Origin of the sequence: Nocardia sp. NPDC049526, from assembly GCF_044465765.1 — a bacterium.
In the GTDB taxonomy this organism is placed as follows: Bacteria; Actinomycetota; Actinomycetes; order Mycobacteriales; family Mycobacteriaceae; genus Nocardia.
In genome coordinates, this window is the sequence record NZ_JBITMA010000001.1 from 331,278 (window position 1) to 349,069 (window position 17,792).

At 65.0% G+C, this 17,792-nt stretch carries 16 protein-coding genes; 8 read left to right on the forward strand and 8 right to left on the reverse strand.

Annotated features, from left to right (window positions below; all coding sequences use genetic code 11):
- Window positions 1–39 precede the first annotated feature (39 nt).
- Both ACIBW7_RS01440 and ACIBW7_RS01445 read right to left on the reverse strand, forming a co-directional pair.
- On the reverse strand, window positions 40–1,185 hold the full coding sequence (locus tag ACIBW7_RS01440; protein ID WP_397042984.1) for a BTAD domain-containing putative transcriptional regulator: 1,146 nt from the start codon (window positions 1,183–1,185) through the stop codon (window positions 40–42).
- Window positions 1,167–2,537 carry a serine/threonine-protein kinase gene (locus ACIBW7_RS01445; protein WP_397042986.1) on the reverse strand — a complete coding sequence of 457 codons (1,371 nt, stop codon included), beginning with the start codon at window positions 2,535–2,537 and terminating at the stop codon, window positions 1,167–1,169. The genes ACIBW7_RS01440 and ACIBW7_RS01445 overlap by 19 nt, the downstream gene beginning before the upstream one ends.
- 377 nt (window positions 2,538–2,914) lie before the next feature.
- On the opposite strand from ACIBW7_RS01445, the gene ACIBW7_RS01450 reads away from it, so the two are divergent.
- The 6 genes from ACIBW7_RS01450 to ACIBW7_RS01475 all read left to right on the forward strand — a co-directional run bounded on the left by ACIBW7_RS01450 (window position 2,915) and on the right by ACIBW7_RS01475 (window position 10,629).
- On the forward strand, window positions 2,915–4,870 hold the full coding sequence (locus ACIBW7_RS01450; protein ID WP_397042988.1) for an acyl-CoA dehydrogenase family protein: 1,956 nt from the start codon (window positions 2,915–2,917) through the stop codon (window positions 4,868–4,870).
- A 410-nt stretch (window positions 4,871–5,280) separates the two neighbouring features.
- Window positions 5,281–6,288, forward strand: coding sequence for an alpha/beta fold hydrolase (locus tag ACIBW7_RS01455; protein ID WP_397042990.1), 1,008 nt, complete (start codon window positions 5,281–5,283; stop codon window positions 6,286–6,288).
- A gap of 231 nt (window positions 6,289–6,519) precedes the next feature.
- Entirely contained in the window at window positions 6,520–6,807 is a 288-nt protein-coding gene (locus ACIBW7_RS01460; protein WP_063042550.1) for a hypothetical protein, read from the forward strand.
- Between the two features lie 271 nt (window positions 6,808–7,078).
- Window positions 7,079–7,909 (forward strand): hypothetical protein, encoded by an 831-nt coding sequence (locus ACIBW7_RS01465; RefSeq protein WP_397042993.1) that lies wholly within the window; start codon window positions 7,079–7,081, stop codon window positions 7,907–7,909.
- A 30-nt stretch (window positions 7,910–7,939) separates the two neighbouring features.
- A complete protein-coding gene (locus tag ACIBW7_RS01470) occupies window positions 7,940–9,880 on the forward strand; it encodes a fumarate reductase/succinate dehydrogenase flavoprotein subunit (protein ID WP_397042994.1) in 1,941 nt (646 codons plus the stop codon).
- Window positions 9,881–9,882: 2 nt separating this feature from the next.
- Window positions 9,883–10,629 carry a succinate dehydrogenase/fumarate reductase iron-sulfur subunit gene (locus ACIBW7_RS01475; RefSeq protein WP_397042996.1) on the forward strand — a complete coding sequence of 249 codons (747 nt, stop codon included), beginning with the start codon at window positions 9,883–9,885 and terminating at the stop codon, window positions 10,627–10,629.
- A 56-nt stretch (window positions 10,630–10,685) separates the two neighbouring features.
- Here ACIBW7_RS01475 and ACIBW7_RS01480 read toward each other — a convergent pair whose 3' ends face one another.
- The 4 genes from ACIBW7_RS01480 to ACIBW7_RS01495 all read right to left on the reverse strand — a co-directional run bounded on the left by ACIBW7_RS01480 (window position 10,686) and on the right by ACIBW7_RS01495 (window position 12,406).
- Complete coding sequence (locus ACIBW7_RS01480) at window positions 10,686–10,883, reverse strand: hypothetical protein (RefSeq protein WP_040697654.1); 198 nt, start codon at window positions 10,881–10,883, stop codon at window positions 10,686–10,688.
- 159 nt (window positions 10,884–11,042) lie between these two features.
- Complete coding sequence (locus ACIBW7_RS01485; protein ID WP_397031014.1) at window positions 11,043–11,270, reverse strand: DUF397 domain-containing protein; 228 nt, start codon at window positions 11,268–11,270, stop codon at window positions 11,043–11,045.
- A 12-nt stretch (window positions 11,271–11,282) separates the two neighbouring features.
- Window positions 11,283–11,480, reverse strand: a complete 198-nt coding sequence (locus tag ACIBW7_RS01490) for a DUF397 domain-containing protein (protein WP_397042997.1) — start codon at window positions 11,478–11,480, stop codon at window positions 11,283–11,285.
- The gene (locus tag ACIBW7_RS01495; RefSeq protein ID WP_397042999.1) at window positions 11,477–12,406 is read right to left on the reverse strand and encodes a helix-turn-helix domain-containing protein; all 930 of its coding nucleotides are present in this window, start codon (window positions 12,404–12,406) and stop codon (window positions 11,477–11,479) included. Before ACIBW7_RS01495 ends, ACIBW7_RS01490 begins: the two co-directional genes overlap by 4 nt.
- A 559-nt stretch (window positions 12,407–12,965) precedes the next feature.
- Here ACIBW7_RS01495 and ACIBW7_RS01500 point away from each other — a divergent pair.
- Window positions 12,966–13,256, forward strand: coding sequence for a hypothetical protein (locus tag ACIBW7_RS01500; RefSeq protein WP_397043000.1), 291 nt, complete (start codon window positions 12,966–12,968; stop codon window positions 13,254–13,256).
- On the forward strand, window positions 13,256–13,462 hold the full coding sequence (locus ACIBW7_RS01505; protein ID WP_397043002.1) for a hypothetical protein: 207 nt from the start codon (window positions 13,256–13,258) through the stop codon (window positions 13,460–13,462). Before ACIBW7_RS01500 ends, ACIBW7_RS01505 begins: the two co-directional genes overlap by 1 nt.
- A gap of 152 nt (window positions 13,463–13,614) precedes the next feature.
- Here ACIBW7_RS01505 and ACIBW7_RS01510 read toward each other — a convergent pair whose 3' ends face one another.
- Both ACIBW7_RS01510 and ACIBW7_RS01515 read right to left on the reverse strand, forming a co-directional pair.
- Window positions 13,615–14,550 carry a DNA-3-methyladenine glycosylase family protein gene (locus ACIBW7_RS01510; protein WP_397044121.1) on the reverse strand — a complete coding sequence of 312 codons (936 nt, stop codon included), beginning with the start codon at window positions 14,548–14,550 and terminating at the stop codon, window positions 13,615–13,617.
- Between the two features lie 325 nt (window positions 14,551–14,875).
- Entirely contained in the window at window positions 14,876–17,647 is a 2,772-nt protein-coding gene (locus tag ACIBW7_RS01515; RefSeq protein ID WP_397044123.1) for an FAD-binding and (Fe-S)-binding domain-containing protein, read from the reverse strand.
- Window positions 17,648–17,792: the final 145 nt, after the last annotated feature.

The window sequence follows — 17,792 nt, forward strand, 5'->3', positions numbered from 1 at the left end:
CGACCAATGACAGACCAACGAAGTACTCACGCCCGCAGCTCAGGCCAGTGGCCGCCGCACCTCGAGTGTCACCGACCCGATCCGGATGCGGTCCCCGTGCACCAGCGCGGCCCGACCTCGAATGCGCTGGTCATTGACGTACACGCCATTGGCCGACGCACAATCCTCGATCCGGACCGCATCACCGTCCAACACAACGCTCGCGTGATGCCGACTGGTCTTCGGATCCTCGAGCCGGATGTCGTTGTCCGCACTGCGACCGATCGTCATACCCGCCCCGGTCACCTCGAAGCGTCTGCCGTCATCGACGTACAACAGCACGTGGCCGAGCGTCTCCAGCAGCGTCGATCCATCGGTATCCACATTGAGGCGCAAGCGAATTCGGCCTCGGTTCGGCCTCGGTTCATGGCGCAGGATCCGCTGTTCGAGCCCGGTCGACCGGTCACTCGGATCGATACCCTGGTCCCGCAGTATTCGGCGCACGGCCCGACATGCTTCGAGCGCATCACCGTTGCGCCCCGATTCGTACAGCGCCGTGATCAGTTGGGCCCATAGGGTTTCGCGCAGCGGATGACGTGCGGTCAGCGCGCGCAGCTCCCCGATGACCTCGGCGGCACGGCCCGCGGCGATCTCCAGATCCAGCCGCGCCTCCAGCGTGCGCTGTCGCTCCTCGTCCATATGTGCGCAGAACGCCTCGACGAAGGTGGACATCGGCAGCCCGTCCAGCGCCGCTCCGCTCCATTCCCCGAGTGCCCGCAGGAAGTGCTCGGCGGCATGTTCGTGATCACCGCTGCCGAAGGAGGCCATCGCCTCGGTCCTGGCCTGTTCGAAACGGCCGAGATCGCATTGCTCGTCGCGAATGTCGAGGCAGTAGTTGCCGGAACTGTCGGTGCGCAATATCGCGGTCGCGGCCACGTCGGCGGCTTGCAGCGTGGCCCGCAGTTCGGCGATGCGATTGTGCAGGTTCGCGCGAAAACTGGGCGGCGGATCACCATCCCAGATGGTGTTCGCCAACCGCGTCGGCGAGATGGCATTGCGCCGGTTGACTACCAGAACCGCGAGCATCGCCCTGGTCAGCGGTCCGCCGACGACGAGCGGACGACCCGAGACGTACCACCGGACCGGACCGAGGATGCGTACATCGAGCGGCGTCTCGGCACCGAGTGTCATGGCGCCGGTACGCATCGGCCGTCGAAGGCACCGTCGGCGACCCGAAATACCGGCCACTGGATGGCTTTCGCCCGCGTCTCCGGTCCGTAGATGCCATCGACCGCGGCGCCGTGGTCGACCTGCAGATGCCGAATGGCACGCTTCATCGGAGTGTCGTACACCGTCGTCGCATCCAGTTCGATGCCGTGGCAGATGGTCAGCGCCTGCCGCAAGGCCATGACCGAATCGCCTCGATCGCCGTCATCGAGCGCGCAGCGCGAATCGTCGTGATCGGCTGCCCCGCTGGGCAATTCGAGATAGAAGTCGGTGCCGATCGGTACCCGCACCCGCCAATAGCACCGCAGCAGGCCCGTCTTCGCAGCGCTCGTCCGCGGGACCGTCATGGGGGTCGCGCCATCGGATCGATGCGGAGTCGGCCAGACGGCGGTCATCACTGCTGCCACAACAACGACAGCGATCCCCCCGAGCGCGGCGATGCGGCCACGCGGACGACGCACCAGGCCGGACAACCCCCATCGGTACGGCCAGCGCTCGGTATCGCTGACAGCCAGCTCGACGGCCCGCGCGAACTCCACACAGGTCTGATATCGCTGCTCCGGCTGTGCCGCCATCGCCCGCGCGATGACCTCTTCCAGCGCCGGCGGCACATCCGGACGCACTCGAGTCGGCGCGAGCGTATCCCGCACCGTTCGCGTGCCGGCCGGCGACGGCGCAGCCCCATTCGGATTCGCGCCGGTCAACAGCGCCGACAGGGTGGCGCCGAGAGAATAGACATCCGCGCGACGATCGACCGCGAGACCGCGTAGCACCTCGGGCGCAGCAAAGGCGGGAGTGCAAGCGCGCCAACCCGTTTCGGTTACCGTCGCGGCATCCTCGACGGTGCGGGCCAGCCCGAAATCGGCGACCAGCACGCGTTCACCGTCGGCACCGTCGGCGACCAGGATGTTCGACGGTTTGACATCGCGGTGCAGCAGATTCTGCTCATGCGCGTGATGCAGCCCCTTCGCGGCCTCGCACACGATGCGCGCCGCCCGGTTGGGCGCCAATCCACCGGGTTCTTTGTGCATGAGTTCGCCCGCATCGGTGCCGTCGACGTACTGCATCGCCATCCACAGCGCTTCGCCCTCCTCGCCCCGGTTGTAGACCGAGACGACATTCGGATGGTCCAGGCGGCACACCAGATCGGCCTCACGCCGGAATATGCCGCGATAACGATGGTTGGCGCCGAGTTGCTCGGCCAGCACCTTCAGCGCCACCTGCCGCGGCAATACCGGATCCTCGGCGAGATAGACCGCGCCCATCCCGCCGGAACCGAGTGGCCGCACGATCGAATACCCCGCGAACACCTGCCCGGGCCGTAACAACACCCCTCCCCTCCAAGGGAATACGGACCATGTCGTCTGGCGCGTTCGGCCCACTACCCCACATCCGAGGCTCGGTTGTCAAGAACTCCGGCACCCCGGCGCACGGCAAGGGTCGGCTGATCCTTTCGCGCGATCTACAGGCAATCGCTGCTGACCCTTACACGCGACCTGCAAGCAATCGCTGCTGACCGTTTCGAGCGATCTGCAAGCAATCGCTGCTGACCGTTTCGAGCGATCTGCAAGCAATCGCTACGACCCCACTTGCCCGTCTATCAAGATCATTAGAGATTGATAGATAACGCTCTACCTCGACATCTACCGGCTGGTAACAAACCCTCCTACACTCTTATGTGATCCTGATCACGTCCGAGGAGGACATCATGGCGACTACCGCAAAAGTCGACGCCACCGAAGAACAGGCCCGCGCACTGGTCGAGGAATCCCGCGAAACCAGTTGGGCCAAACCATCGTTCGCCAAGGAGATGTTTCTGGGACGATTCCGGCTCGATCTGATCCACCCCTATCCCCAGCCCAGCGACGAGGACGCCGCGCGCACCGACGCCTATCTGGCCCGGCTGCGGCCGTTCTGCGAATCGCTCGACGGCAGCGTCATCGAGGCGGAATCCAAGATTCCGGACGAGTACGTCAAGGGTCTGGCCGAACTCGGCTGCTTCGGCCTGAAGATCCCGGAGGAGTACGGCGGCCAGGGCCTATCCCAGGTCGGTTACAACAGGGCCCTGATGCTGGTCGGGTCCGCGCACCCGAGCCTCGGGGTCCTGCTTTCGGCACACCAGTCGATCGGCGTGCCCGAACCGCTGAAGCTGGCGGGCACCCCGGAGCAGAAGGCCGAATTCCTGCCCCGCTGCGCGGCGGGCGCGATCAGCGCGTTCCTGCTCACCGAACCCGATGTCGGCTCCGATCCGGCCCGCATGGCCAGCACCGCGACCCCGACCGCGGACGGCGAGGCCTATGAGATCAACGGCGTGAAGCTGTGGACCACCAACGGCGTGGTCGCCGAACTGCTGGTGGTCATGGCCCGGATTCCCAAGAGCGAGGGCCACCGCGGTGGCATCTCGGCCTTCATCGTGGAGGCCGATTCGCCCGGCATCACGGTGGAGCGGCGCAATTCGTTCATGGGCCTGCGCGGCATCGAGAACGGTGTCACGCGGCTGCACAACGTCCGGGTACCCAAGCGCAATCTCGTCGGTCGCGAGGGCGACGGCCTGAAAATCGCGCTGACCACGCTGAATGCGGGCCGCCTCGCCATTCCTGCGCTGTGTACGGCCGCCTCGAAGTGGTCGCTGAAGATCGCAAGGCAGTGGTGCACGCAGCGGGTGCAGTGGGGTCGGCCGGTCGGCGAGCACGCGGCGGTCGGGGAGAAGATTTCCTTCATCGCGGCCACCACTTACGCACTCGAGGCCGCGCTCGACCTTTCGGCCACCATGTGCGACGAAGCCCGCAACGATATCCGGATCGAGGCGGCCCTTGCCAAGCTCTGGGCCAGCGAAATGAGCTGCCAGATCGCCGACGAACTCGTGCAGATCCGCGGCGGTCGGGGCTACGAGACGGCGGCGTCGCTGCGGTCCCGCGGTGAGCGCGCGGTCGGGGCCGAACAGCTGGTCCGCGATCTGCGGATCAACCGCATTTTCGAGGGGTCCAGCGAAATCATGCGACTGCTGATCGCCAGGGAGATGGCCGATGCCCATATGGCCGCGGCTGGTGCGCTGGTCGATCGGAATGCGGAGTTCAAGGACAAGGCCAAGGCCGCGGTCGGCGCGGGTGGTTTCTATGCCAAGTGGTTCCCGCAGCTGGCCGTCGGCGCGGGCACCGTGCCCGCGACCTATGCCGAATTCGGGCCGCTGGCACGGCATTTGCGCTTCGTCGAGCGCAACGCCCGCAAGCAGGCCAGATCGCTGATGTACGCGATGGCGCGCTGGCAGGCCGGACTGGAATACCGGCAGAACTTCCTCGGTCGCATCGTCGATATCGGCGCGGAGTTGTTCGCGATCTCGGCCGCCTGCGTGCGCGCGCAGGCACTGCGGACCGCGGGCGCACCGGAGGCCGAGGCCGCCGAAGAATTGGCCGATACCTTCAGCAGGCAGTCGCGGATCCGGGTGAAGAAGTTGTTCGACGCGCTGTGGGACAACACTGATGACGACGATCGCACCCTGACCCGCCACGTCCTCGACGGCCGCTACGAGTGGCTCGAGGATGGCGTCTTCGATCCGAGCGAGGGCACCGGACCGTGGATCGCCGAATGGCAGACGGGTCCGTCGACCGAGACCAACCTGCTGCGGCCGTTCCTCCCATCGACCCGTAGCCACGTGGGCACCTAGGCGCGGGGGCCGCGACGAGCCGTCACCCATGTGTGGGTGGCGGCTCGTTGCGTGATGATTATTCACATATCTCGGAAAATTTCTAGATATAGACATATTTCCGATACTCGACGTATGGTTACGGTCCCATAACAATTTATAGCGGACTCTAGGAGATCCGATCGATTACCCGATAGACGGCAATGCCACGGGTCGATCATGGGCGTCTACCGGAATCTAGCGCTTGACCTATCCATTCATAGATTTACCGATCCACGGGCTAGCGGGCCCGGGCCAGGTCGATCAGCGGCGTCAGTTGGACAACGCGTACATAACGGACGGTATGGCGCGCTAACGGGGCGGGAATTCCGCCCGACAACCGGGCAAGAACGCTCCGAACCGGGTGTCCTACCAGACACAGGAGAATCGTCATGTCCACGACGACTGCCCGCCGAGCCGCCGACTACGACGGCCACCGGATCACGGTATCGGCCGACGACGGCACCCCGATCGCGGTCCGTACCTTCGGCGCCGACGATGCTCAACTGACCGTCGTCTTCGCGCACGGTCACTGCCTGCGGGCCGAGTCCTGGTCATTCCTGCGCGATCAACTGTTGCGGCAATTGGGGATGGCGGCCGGGGAAGCCGGCGGGGCGGGTAAGTACAGCAGCTCGGACATACGGATGGTTTTCTACGACCACCGCGGACACGGCGAATCCGGCGTTGCCCATCCCTCCACCTACACCATCGATCAACTCGGCCACGACCTCGACGCCGTGCTGCGGTCGGTTGTGCCGACCGGCCCGATCATCCTCATCGGACATTCGATGGGTGCGATGGTCACCCTCGCCTACGCCCGGCTGTTCCCGGCGACCATCGGCACCCGGGTGGTCGGCGTCGGCCTCATCGCAGGTGCGGCCAATGGCATCACCGAGGTCGGGATCGGCCGTTTCCTGAATCGGCGCGCGGTGAACTCGTTGCAGCTCGCGGTGCTGCGAGCGCCCCGATTCATGCAGGCCTCGAAGCGTCTTTCCCGCCGGATCTTCGAGCCGATCGCCCGCGAGGCGAATATGGGCACCAAGCGGACGAATCCGCGCATGGTCGCGGTGGCCGCCGCGATGATGAACGACACCCCGCTGCTCACCATGTCGAGCTTCCTGACCTCGCTGATGACCTTCGACGAGACCGCATCGCTGCACCACCTCGGCGGCATTCCGGCGCTGGTGCTGGCCGGTTCGGCCGACATCGTTGTGCCCTTCGCACATTCGGTGGTACTCGCCTCGCAACTGGCGGGCTCGGAGTTGGTCCGGCTCGAGGGCGCGGGGCACAGCGTGCATCTCGAGCGGGCCGAGGAGGTGGCGTTGTCCATCGTCGCGCTGGTCGACCGGGCCGTCACCGCCATGCACGGGCACGGCCCCGAGTACGCCACCGCCAGCTGACGAACCGTTCGTCGGAACCCACAACAGGCCGGTAGCCAACCCTCGGCGATATTCGGGCGAACCACCGGAATTGTGGGCACGACGAGCCAAAATCGGATTCCTCACGTACTGTGTTAAAGATCACGTTGTGTGGTGAGTCACACGACTCGGTAGAGCGCGTTCCAGGCAGACCATGGAACCCATCGCTACCCATCGAGTTCGTCTGTCCGCCAAGGAACACAGGAGGTATCGATGACACGCAGCGACATAGCGGAACTGCGCTACGCGGTCGGCCAGCTCCGGCAATCCATCGGCGCACTGCGCTCCCACTACGGCGACGCCAATTCGGTGCGACGACTGGAAAACGACCTCGAGCGGCTCGTCATCGATGCCGACGAACTCGAGCAGTCGCCACCGCAGGAGATCACGCGCCGTCCGCAAGAGACCATCTACGTACCGGACAGCAAATCCGACGAAGCCGCGTGGATGGGCGCACAGGACGAGGGCCTCGGCTTCCATTCCCGCCCGCGCACAAAGTAATCCGGTTCGCGGACCCGGCTCGACGCCGAGCGGGCCCGCGACCGCATCTGCTCGCAATACCGCTCTGATCTGCGCGGTGTAACGGGTTCACCACCCTGTGTGGCGACCAAACCTGGATCGAATGTGGCAGAAATCACGGCCCCCTAGGCGGGTCGGCTTTGCCGGGACCCCGCTCGAGCCATAGCGGGGGTGTCGTATGGTGCTCAGCATCACATTCGATTGCGGAGGTCACGGGGACCATCCGCACAGCAGATCAGCGAGGCATCCACCTGTGAGTGCCGCACCGACCGCCGCCCCGGAAACGGGCACCGGCGTCTTCAGCAAGACCAGGGCCGCCATCTCCGCGCGCACACTGCGCACCGACCGATGGTGGGTCCCACCGCTGGCAACCGCCGTCGGACTAGCCGCTTTCGTCATCTATGCGACGATCAGATCGTATGTGCGAACGGCATATTGGGTTCCGGAGTACCACTACCTGACCCCGTTCTACTCACCGTGCGTGAGCAGCGACTGCGTCGAGGGCTCCAGCCATTTCGGCGCATGGTTCGGCCACATCCCGGCCATCCTGCCGCTGGGTTTCCTGGTGCTGCCGTTCCTGCTCGGGTTCCGGCTCACCTGCTACTACTACCGCAAGGCCTACTACCGCGCGGTGTGGTTCTCTCCGCCCGCGTGCGCGGTCGCCGAACCGCACGCCAAGTACACCGGCGAGACCAAACTGCCGCTGATCATCCAGAACGCGCACCGCTACTTCTTCTATGTGGCCGTGCTGGTTTCGCTGATCAACACCTATGACGCGATCACCGCGTTCCACGGCAAGACCGGCGGTTTCGGCTTCGGTCTCGGCAATATCGTCCTGGTCGGCAATGTGGTGCTGCTGTGGGCCTACACGCTGTCGTGCCATTCCTGCCGGCACATCATGGGCGGCAAGCTCAAGCACTTCTCCGCCCACCCGGTGCGGTACTGGTTCTGGACCCAGGTCTCCAAGCTCAATACCCGGCACATGGCGCTGGCCTGGACCACCCTCGGCACGCTCGCGCTGACCGACTTCTACGTGATGTTGGTTGCCAGCGACACGATTTCGGATCTGCGGTTCATCAACTAACCGCCCTCACAAACCAGGAGTTTCGCGGCCATGCCAGAAGTGGAACGGCACAAGTACGACGTCGTCGTCATCGGTGCCGGGGGCGCCGGACTGCGCGCGGTGATCGAAGCACGCGAACACGGTCTCTCCGTCGCGGTGGTGTGCAAGTCGTTGTTCGGCAAGGCGCACACCGTGATGGCCGAGGGCGGATGCGCCGCCTCGATGGGTAATGCCAATGAAAAGGACAACTGGCAAGTCCATTTCAAGGACACCATGCGGGGAGGCAAGTTCCTCAACAACTGGCGCATGGCCGAACTGCACGCCCAGGAGGCGCCCGACCGGGTGTGGGAACTGGAATCCTATGGGGCACTGTTCGATCGGACCGCCGACGGCCGGATCAGCCAGCGCAACTTCGGTGGCCACACCTACCCGCGCCTGGCGCACGTCGGCGACCGCACCGGACTCGAGATCATCCGGACCATGCAGCAGAAGATCGTTTCGCTGCAACAGGAGGATTTCGCGGAGACCGGCGACTACGAGTCGCGCATCAAAGTTTTCGCCGAATGCACCATCACCGAATTGCTCAAGGACGGCGACCGTATCGCCGGTGCATTCGGATACTGGCGCGAGTCCGGCCGGTTCGTGCTGTTCGAGGCGCCCGCCGTGGTGGTCGCGACCGGCGGCATCGGCAAGTCCTACAAGGTCACCTCGAACTCGTGGGAGTACACCGGTGACGGCCACGCGCTGGCCCTGCGGGCCGGCGCGACGCTGATCAATATGGAATTCCTGCAGTTCCATCCGACCGGCATGGTCTGGCCACCCAGTGTGAAGGGCATTCTGGTCACCGAGGGTGTGCGCGGTGACGGTGGGGTGCTCAAGAACACCGAAGGCAAGCGGTTCATGTTCGAGTACATTCCGCCGGTCTTCAAGGGGCAGTACGCCGAAACCGAGGAAGAGGCCGATCAGTGGTTGCGCGATAACGACTCCGCCCGCCGCACACCGGATCTGCTGCCGCGCGACGAAGTGGCCCGCGCCATCAACTCGGAGGTGAAGGCGGGACGCGGCACCGAACACGGTGGTGTGTATCTGGATATCGCCTCGCGACTGCCCGCCGAGGAGATCCGGCGGCGGCTGCCCTCGATGCACCATCAGTTCAAAGAGCTCGCGGACGTGGACATTACGAAGGAGCCGATGGAGGTCGGCCCGACGTGCCACTACGTGATGGGTGGAATCGAGGTCGATCCGGATACCGGCGCGGCGACCGTGCCCGGATTGTTCGCCGCGGGTGAGTGTTCCGGCGGTATGCACGGCTCGAACCGGCTCGGCGGCAATTCGCTGTCCGATCTGCTGGTATTCGGTCGGCGGGCCGGACTCGGCGCAGCGACCTACGTCGAACAACTGCCGGAGCGCCCCGCGGTGGCCGATGCGGATATCGACGCGGCCGCGAAAGCCGCTGTGGCGCCGTTCGATCCGCCCGCCGAAGGGACCGGGGAGAACCCCTACACCCTGCACACCGATCTGCAGCAGGCCATGAACGATCTGGTCGGCATCATCCGCAAGGAACACGAGTTGCAGGAGGCCATCGAGCGCCTCGCCGAACTGCGGACCCGCTTCGACAGTGTGACCGTGGAGGGGCACCGGCAGTTCAACCCGGGCTGGCATCTCGCCCTCGACCTGCGCAATATGTTGCTGATCAGCGAATGTGTCGCGCAAGCGGCCCTATTGCGCACCGAGAGTCGCGGCGGACACACCCGCGACGACTTCCCTGCCATGGATCCGGATTGGCGCAACAAGCTGCTGGTGTGCGCAATCGATTCCGCCGATGCGGACGGACCGGTGCCCGGCGTGCGGGTCACCCCGGAGGACCAGATCCCGATGCGAGACGATCTGCTCGCGCTCTTCGATCTGGGTGAGCTCGAAAAGTATTACAACTCAGCCGATCTCGCCTCCCATCCGGCAGGTTCGGTTTCGGCCACGGAAGGCGAGGCGTAAGAATGGGTTACGACGCCAAATTCCGCGTGTGGCGCGGTGATATCGACGGCGGGGAACTGCAGGACTACACCGTCCAGGTGAACGAGGGCGAGGTGGTGCTCGACATCATCCACCGGCTGCAGGCCACCCAGGCGCCGGATCTCGCGGTGCGGTGGAATTGCAAAGCGGGCAAATGTGGTTCGTGTTCGGCCGAGGTGAACGGTCGGCCGCGGCTGCTGTGCATGACCCGGATGTCGACCTTCCAGCCGGACGAGCTGATCACGGTCACACCGATGCGCACCTTCCCGGTGATCCGGGATCTGGTGACCGATGTGTCGTTCAACTACCAGAAGGCAAGGGAGATACCGTCTTTCACACCGCCGGATGATCTGAAGCCGGGTGACTACCGGATGCAGCAGGTCGATGTGGAGCGCTCCCAGGAGTTCCGCAAGTGCATCGAATGTTTCCTGTGCCAGAACACCTGTCACGTGGTCCGCGACCACGAGGAGAACAAGGAGTCGTTCGCCGGTCCGCGCTTCCTGATGCGGATCGCCGAATTGGAGATGCATCCGCTCGATGTGGCCGACCGTCGCGATCTGGCTCAGGAAGAGCAGGGGCTCGGGCTCTGCAATATCACCAAATGCTGCACCGAGGTCTGCCCGGAACACATCAAGATCACCGATAATGCCCTGATTCCGATGAAGGAGCGGGTGGCGGACAAGAAATACGATCCGCTGGTCTGGTTGGGCAACAAGCTCTTCCGGCGCTGATCAACCGATACTGGACGACCGGCCGGGGTAGGAATGCCCGGCCGGTCGGCGCACCCTTATAACAACGCGACTACCCCGACGGCGACGACCCACACGAGCACCCCGACGAAAAGTGCCGAGAGGAACGAGCCGGTCAGGACGAACACGCCGACCGCGGACACCGCGAAAAGCAGTGCCACGATCAGCCATTCCACCCAATCGCCCGGCCGCAGTTTCTTGTACCGAGGATGGGAACTCTTGAGCCCACGGTCCACAAGATGTGGGCTACCCGTAATGCCCCTCGGCAAACGCGGTTTCGTTGTCGAATCTGCGCTATTTCGTGATCTTCCCGAGCAGATCTGATCAATGGAGGGACTCAGTCTGCGGTCACGTGACCGAACCCGGCGGGCACGACACCCGCCGGGTCACTCGCCCTAGGACTTGGGCCGGTCGAACTCACCATCGTGCACACCCGCTGTGAAGGCGGCCCACTCACCGGGGGTGAAGACCAGGACCGGCCCGTCCGGGTCCTTACCGTCGCGCAGCGCGACATGCCCGGCATCCAATAGCGCCACCTCGACGCTGTCCTTACCCGCGCCCTCGCCGGCTTTACGCCAGACCGCACCGGTCAAATCTACTTTCGCGCCCTCATTGATGCTCACGCCCGCAACTCCTCAGAACTCGCCGCCCGCAACACCTGCGGTGAAAGCGTGCCATGCGCCCGTACCGAAGACGAGGGCAGGTCCACCGGGATTTTTGCTGTCGCGTACGCCGATCCGGCCGCCCGCGAGAAAGGCGACCTCGACGCAGTCCTTGCCCGCACCGCTGCGCGTGCTCTTGAACCATTGCGCGCCAACCAAATCCATACTCATGCCACATACTCCTTCGCTATCTGCCGGAGCAGATGTCTACTGGGTTGAATATCCAGCGCGCAGCGCTGGAGGCACTCGTGCGCACGATCGTACCGCCGTACATCAGCATGTCTTTCGAGGTAGAGATCCCCCGTGAAGCCCTCTGCGTACACCACCGGCGGCTCGACCGGCTGGCCTTTGCTGTCGATCCCGAATTCGAGAATTGTGAACGGTCCGGTGGACACTCCGAGCGGAATGCCGGCCGCGAACGGCAGAATACGCAAGGAGATATTGGGTTGGGTGCTGATATCGGCAAGATGACGTAGCTGCGCCGCCATCACTTTGGCGCCACCGACCACCCGACGCAAAACCGACTCGTGCAGGATCACGTTCACCGTCGCCGGTGCGACCTTGCGGGTGATCAAAGCCTGTCGCTGCATACGCAATTGGACCCGGCGCTCGATCTCCGCGTCCGAATCATCCGGATAGCCAAGGCGATTGAGAGCCCTGGCGTAATCGGCAATCTGAAGTAGGCCGAGTACGATTTCGGATTGGTAGGAAGTGAGCTTTTGAGCCGATGCCTCCAAACCGACATAGACGTCGAAGTTTTCGGGGATGAGATCGCCGTAGGCATGCCACCAGCTCTTGACAGCGGCTTGCTGGGCCAGGCCCTTCAGACCATCGGACAATTCGTCCGGTATGCCGTAAATACGACACAGTTCTTGGATGTCGATCGTTCGGATGCGGTCGGCGTGGCCTTTTTCCAAGCGCTGCAACGTGCTTGCACCCCACTCCATCAGCCTGGATGCCTCCGCGATGGTGAGACCCGACTGGGTGCGCCAGTCCCGGAGATACCTGCCGAGCTGGCGTCTGGGTAGAGTGGAGGCGGCGTTCTCAGGGAATAGCCGGTCCGGGGTTTCCGACGCTCTTGCCGAATTCGCTGACACAGCACGCTCCGTTCTGTATTCAATTGCGACGTTCTCGGGTCCCTACGTGGGCGCGTAGGGTTCCGCTTCCGGGCCCGTCGCGCACGTCACGGGCTCGGATGCAAACCCAACGGTTGCTCCGGGGCGACCCCACAAGCTCGGTTCCCCGGCACTTCGCTTGGGCAGAGGGCTCTTTCGTCCACTATGGAGAATCCTCCCTTCCCTGCTGGGTTTTGTGCTGGGAATTCGCCTCAAAACTTTGGATATCCACGAAGGACGCTGTTCGTGACCTGCCGCGATGGTGTGCTGGGAGTGTGCCCGGAGCGGAACAGGCGCCTTTCCCTCCTCCTGTGAAACCTCCGGGCGCGCACAGTATTCGATGGCGACGCTCGCGGCGCCCTCCGTGGTCACGCTAGCTACCGCCTGCGGGCGCGTCGCGAGCGTCGCAGGATTCGATGGCGACGCTCGCGGCGCCCTCCGTGGTCACGCTAGCTACCGCCTGCGGGCGCGTCGCGAGCGTCGCAGGAATCGCACATAGGAACGAGGAGTCATGGCTGTAAGTGTCATAGCGTCGTCCTTGATGACCAGCGATTTGACCCCGCATCGTGCCCGCAGTGTCGGGCAGGAGAACTGGGTGGTTTCTTATTTGCCCGGACGCACGCTGACCTGCGACCAGGCGGTTGCCGCGCTGAAAGTTGCTGAGGTGGTGCCATCGCTGTTCGCCGCGGTCGGCGATCTCGCGGACGAGGTCGGCCTGACTGTACTCGAGGCGCTGGGTATGGCGGTTCGACAGGCCCCGTGGGACCAGGGACCGATCTCCCGGTACACCCGACATGTCCGCTCGGTGCGTCGCCGGGCGGAGGTTGCCTGATGCAACTCACCAACCTGCACATGCCCGTCGCGTCGCTATTGGCCTGCGGAAACGACCCTGGTGTGCTGACAATCGAACAAGCCCACGCCGCAATGCAGTTGCATATCGACTGCACCGTCGACCGGTGCCGGGTCCGCCGTGCGGCGCGGACCACGCTGGTCGATGCGGGCAAATGTGTGCTGGACGAGCGCGCCCTGCCGTTATGAGGCCCGCTGCCGAGTCACCGGGCGTCCCGGAGGTGCTTGCCGACTGCATTCGGGTGCTGCGCTGGGTGACCGCCGAGTCCCTGGCACATCGACGTCACGCTGTCGCGCAGACGAAATACGGTCTGCCGAAGCGAGTTGTCCGGCGGATCCGCTCAGTGCCAGGTGTGATCGGTGAGCGGGGTGCGCGGGCCGAACTTCGGCTTGTGCGCGTAACCGCTGATCTCCAGCAGGCGGACGGCCCGATAGCGATGTGGCCGTAGCGGTTCCAGATATTCGACCATCGCGTCGTCGTCGATGGGTTCACCGAGCAGCGTCCAGCCGACGATGGCCGCCAGGTGGTAGTCGCCGACCGAGAGGGCATCCGCGTCACCGAAGGCGCGCTGCCCGATCTCGGCGGCGGTCCACACCCCTATACCGGGGACCGTGCGCAGGCGGCGGGCGGCTTCGACCGGACTTTCGCCCGACGCCCGCTCCAGCGCGCCCGCCACCCGGGCCGCGCGCACGATCGTCTGCGCGCGCTGCGGCCCGACATTGGCGCGGTGCCAGGTCCAGGACGGGATCTTGCGCCAAGTATCGGCGTCGGGTGGCAGCAGCAGTCCGGCGGGTGCTGGACCGGGTGCGGGAGAGCCGAACTGTCGCACCAGCTTTCGCCAGGACGCGCGGGCGGAGACGGTGTGCACCTTCTGTTCCAGCACGGCGGGGACCAATGCCTCGAAGACCAGACCGGTGCGCAGCATGCGCAGTCCGGGAAAGCGGCGGTGCGCGTCGACGATCTTCGGATGTTCGGGGGCGAAGTCGGAAACATCCTCGTCCAGGCACAGCATGTGGTCGAGTCCGTCGAGGAATTCGGCCGCGCCCGGACCCCAGGCGCGGGCGTCGGCGGTGTGGCGATCGGCTTGGATCAGACGGTAGGTGACCGGGCCGGTCGGCATTCGGGAGGCGTGCCAGTGCGCGCCGTCATGGGTGACCTGGTGGCACGGGTCGCCGCTGCCGCGAGACAGTGGCGCGAGGGTAGGCGCGAGATCGATCGGCCGCTCGGCCGTGATCGTCCTGGTCAGGCCGGTCCGGTTCAGGTCCGGCTCGGCCATCTGATTGCGCACCGCCCCATTGTGCCCCGGTAGGTGGGCGGCGGGCGCGCGGGCCTCGAATGTTGCCCGGCTCACAATTTTTTCGGTCCGAATGTGCGATTTGCCATACGGATTCGGCATAATCGCTGATCCCCGTTATTTTGTAACGCGAAGAATTGGTGTGGCGATATTGATGCGTTCGGCAAACAGCTGGCAGTCGCCATAACGGAGGTACGAAATGATCACCAACGCGCTCAACTGGTTGCTCAATGCCTGGGGTGCGGTTTCCGCGGGCAGCTCGGGCTACCAGATTCCGTCCGGCACGCTGCCGTTCGGCAGCTGAGACTCATTCGCCGAGCAGGAATTGCGCGAGGTGTAGGCCTCGACGGCCGCTCAGCTGCATAGCCTGAGTTCGACACGAGAAGCCGTCGGCTATCAAGATCGAATCGTCGTCGGCATTCCGTAGCGCCGGAAGCAAGCCATTCTCGGCGACCGCGACCGAAATGTCGTAATGGTCGGATTGCATTCCGAAGTTTCCGGCCAGGCCGCAGCAGCCGGTGACCTCTGTCACATTTATCTGCATGCTGGCTAATAGTCGGCGATCTTCGTCGAAGCCGATTACGGCATGATGATGGCAATGCGGTTGGACGACCGCAGACTGTCCCGGTCGTGCTGGCGGCCGCCAGTTCGGCTGTTCGGCAAGGAATTCGGCGAGTGTGTGCACGGCAGCGGCGGTCGCGGCGGCGCGCGGGTCGTCCGGTAGCAGTTCCGGCAGGTCCGAGCGCAGGACCGCCGTACAGGACGGCTCGAGGCCGACGACGATGCCGCCGCCACGCACATGCTCATCCAGTTCGGTCAGTGTCGCGCGCAGCCGGGCCCGAGCGCCGTCGAGTTGGCCGGTGCTGATCCAGGTGAGGCCGCAGCACACGCGCCGCCGCGGTATGCGGACTCGGTAGCCGAGAGATTCCACCAGTTGCACTGCGGCCTGGGCTATTTCGGGGTCGAAGGCGTCGGTGAAAGTATCGATCCACAGGAGCACTTCGGGTGTCCCGTCCGAATGCCCGCGGTCGTGCCAGCTCCTGCGGAAACTGCGGTCGGCGAGTCGCGGTACCGCACGTCGCGGATCAATTCCGCCCGCACGCAAGGTGATTCGACGCAACCACCCGATTTCGGCCAGCGCATTCGCCGCTCGCGGCATGCGACCCGCGACACCGAGCCAGCGCGGCAGCCAACCCAGAGCGTAATGATCGATGGGACGCAGGCGGTGCCGGTAGCGACGGTAGAGTGCCTCGGATTTGTAGGTAGCCATATCGACCCCGGCCGGGCAGTCGGAGCGACATGCCTTGCAGGACAGGCACAGATCGAGCGATTCGGCGACCGCCTCGGACGACCAGGGGAGTGCACCGCGCACCACCTCCTGCAGCACACGCGCTCGGCCGCGGGTGCTGTCCTTCTCGTCGGCGGTGGCCAGATACGACGGGCACATGAAGCCACCGGTCGCGCGGGTGTCGGCGCGGCATTTGCCGATACCGACGCAGCGATGGACGGCGGTGGTGATATCGCCGTCGTCGTGCGGAAACGCGAAACCACCCGCTCCGATCGGCCGCACTCCGACCAGCCGTAGGTCGGCATCGATGGGGCGCGGCGCAACCAGGACACCCGGGTTCAGCACATCATCTGGATCGAAAAGCGCCTTGTACCCGGCGAATGCGTCGAGGGCGTCCTGGGAGTACATCATCGAGAGCAATTCCGAGCGGGCCCGGCCATCGCCGTGCTCGCCGGACAGCGAGCCACCGTAGCGGACCACCAGCTCGGTCGCATCCTGTATGAAACTCCGAAAGCGTTGCGGCGCATCGAGAATCGGCAGATCGAGGCGGACGTGAATGCAGCCGTCGCCGACGTGACCGTAGAGCAGTCCGTCCACGCCGTGGTCCTTTGTCAGCATGGCGAAATCGCGCAGATACGCACCGAGGTGCTCCGGTGGGACGGCCGCATCCTCCCAACCCGGCCAGGCCGGATGACCCGCCGGAGTGCGACCGGCCAGGCCCGCGCCTTCGGCTCGAATGCGCCAAAGTGCCGCGGCGGCACCGGGATCGGTGACAATCCTGGAGTCCAGCGCGCCGACGGTCCGGCAGAGCTGCTCCGCTGTGGCATACGCCTCGGCGGGGGTATCACCGGCGGACTCGACGAACAGCCAGCCGCTACCGCGCGGCAGTTCCGGCACACCGCTGGTGGCTCCGCGGTGCACGCGCACGATATCGACCAGTCGCGCATCGATACCCTCTACCGCAATCGGGTCGCAGGCCATGACCGCCGCGACATCGTCTGCGGCCGTGGCGATATCGGGATAGCCGAGCACCGTGAGCACGGTGGCCCGCGGTAGCGGCACCAGATCAACCGTGGCATCGAGCAGCAACCCGCAGGTCCCCTCGGTCCCTACGAACGACTTCGCGACCGCCGAACCACGTTCCGGCAGTAGATGTTCCAGACCGTAGCCCGATGCCTGCCTATCGAATCGGCCGAGTTCGGTGCGGATCACCGCGAGACCGGCGCGGGTGAATTCGGTCAGGCCCGCAATGACGGACGGGTCGGCCGCGAGCGCCCGCTCGGCTCCCGTCCCATCGAGAATGCGCAGCTCACGCACATTATCCGAGGTGCGCCCCCACGCCACCGCATGCGGTCCGCACGCATTGTTGCCGATCATCCCGCCCAGCGTGCACCGATTCTGCGTCGACGGATCGGGCCCGAACCGCAGCCCGTGAACCGCGGCCTCGCGCTGTAATTCGGCGAGGACAACGCCGGGCTGGACGCGTGCGATGCGCCGGTCCGGGTCCAGCTCACCGATGCAATTCATATATCGGCTGAAGTCCACCACTATCCCGGGCCCGATGGCATTGCCGGCCACCGACGTCCCCGCACCCCGCGCGGTTACCGACAGCCCATTACCCCGGGCGAATTCGAGCGTGCGCGCCACATCCTCGGCCCCGCGCGGAAAGACGACCGCGGCCGGGAGCACCCGATAGTTCGACGCATCGGAGGAGTACTCCGCACGCCTACGCGCGGACGCATCGACCTCGCCCGCAATCCCGCGCCCCAACGCCGCCGCCAGCCGCTGCATACCCACCCTGCCAGCCTATGCACCCGCCGGACGCAAGATCAGCACTCTGTTCGCTGTGCGCGGAATCGATACGGAATGGGCTTGCGCTCAACCTTTGTTGAGGTCTTAGTGTCGGTGGCCAGGTGTTCGATGGGCGGGGAGCGAG

Coding starts and splice junctions, on each gene's coding strand:
- ACIBW7_RS01440 (WP_397042984.1), bottom strand. CDS start 1,185: ATGCGTACCGGCGCCATGACACTCGGTGCCGAGACGCCGCTCGATGTA.
- ACIBW7_RS01450 (WP_397042988.1), top strand. CDS start 2,915: ATGGCGACTACCGCAAAAGTCGACGCCACCGAAGAACAGGCCCGCGCA.
- ACIBW7_RS01455 (WP_397042990.1), top strand. CDS start 5,281: ATGTCCACGACGACTGCCCGCCGAGCCGCCGACTACGACGGCCACCGG.
- ACIBW7_RS01460 (WP_063042550.1), top strand. CDS start 6,520: ATGACACGCAGCGACATAGCGGAACTGCGCTACGCGGTCGGCCAGCTC.
- ACIBW7_RS01470 (WP_397042994.1), top strand. CDS start 7,940: ATGCCAGAAGTGGAACGGCACAAGTACGACGTCGTCGTCATCGGTGCC.
- ACIBW7_RS01475 (WP_397042996.1), top strand. CDS start 9,883: ATGGGTTACGACGCCAAATTCCGCGTGTGGCGCGGTGATATCGACGGC.
- ACIBW7_RS01490 (WP_397042997.1), bottom strand. CDS start 11,480: ATGAGTATGGATTTGGTTGGCGCGCAATGGTTCAAGAGCACGCGCAGC.
- ACIBW7_RS01500 (WP_397043000.1), top strand. CDS start 12,966: ATGACCAGCGATTTGACCCCGCATCGTGCCCGCAGTGTCGGGCAGGAG.
- ACIBW7_RS01505 (WP_397043002.1), top strand. CDS start 13,256: ATGCAACTCACCAACCTGCACATGCCCGTCGCGTCGCTATTGGCCTGC.
- ACIBW7_RS01510 (WP_397044121.1), bottom strand. CDS start 14,550: ATGGCCGAGCCGGACCTGAACCGGACCGGCCTGACCAGGACGATCACG.
- ACIBW7_RS01515 (WP_397044123.1), bottom strand. CDS start 17,647: ATGCAGCGGCTGGCGGCGGCGTTGGGGCGCGGGATTGCGGGCGAGGTC.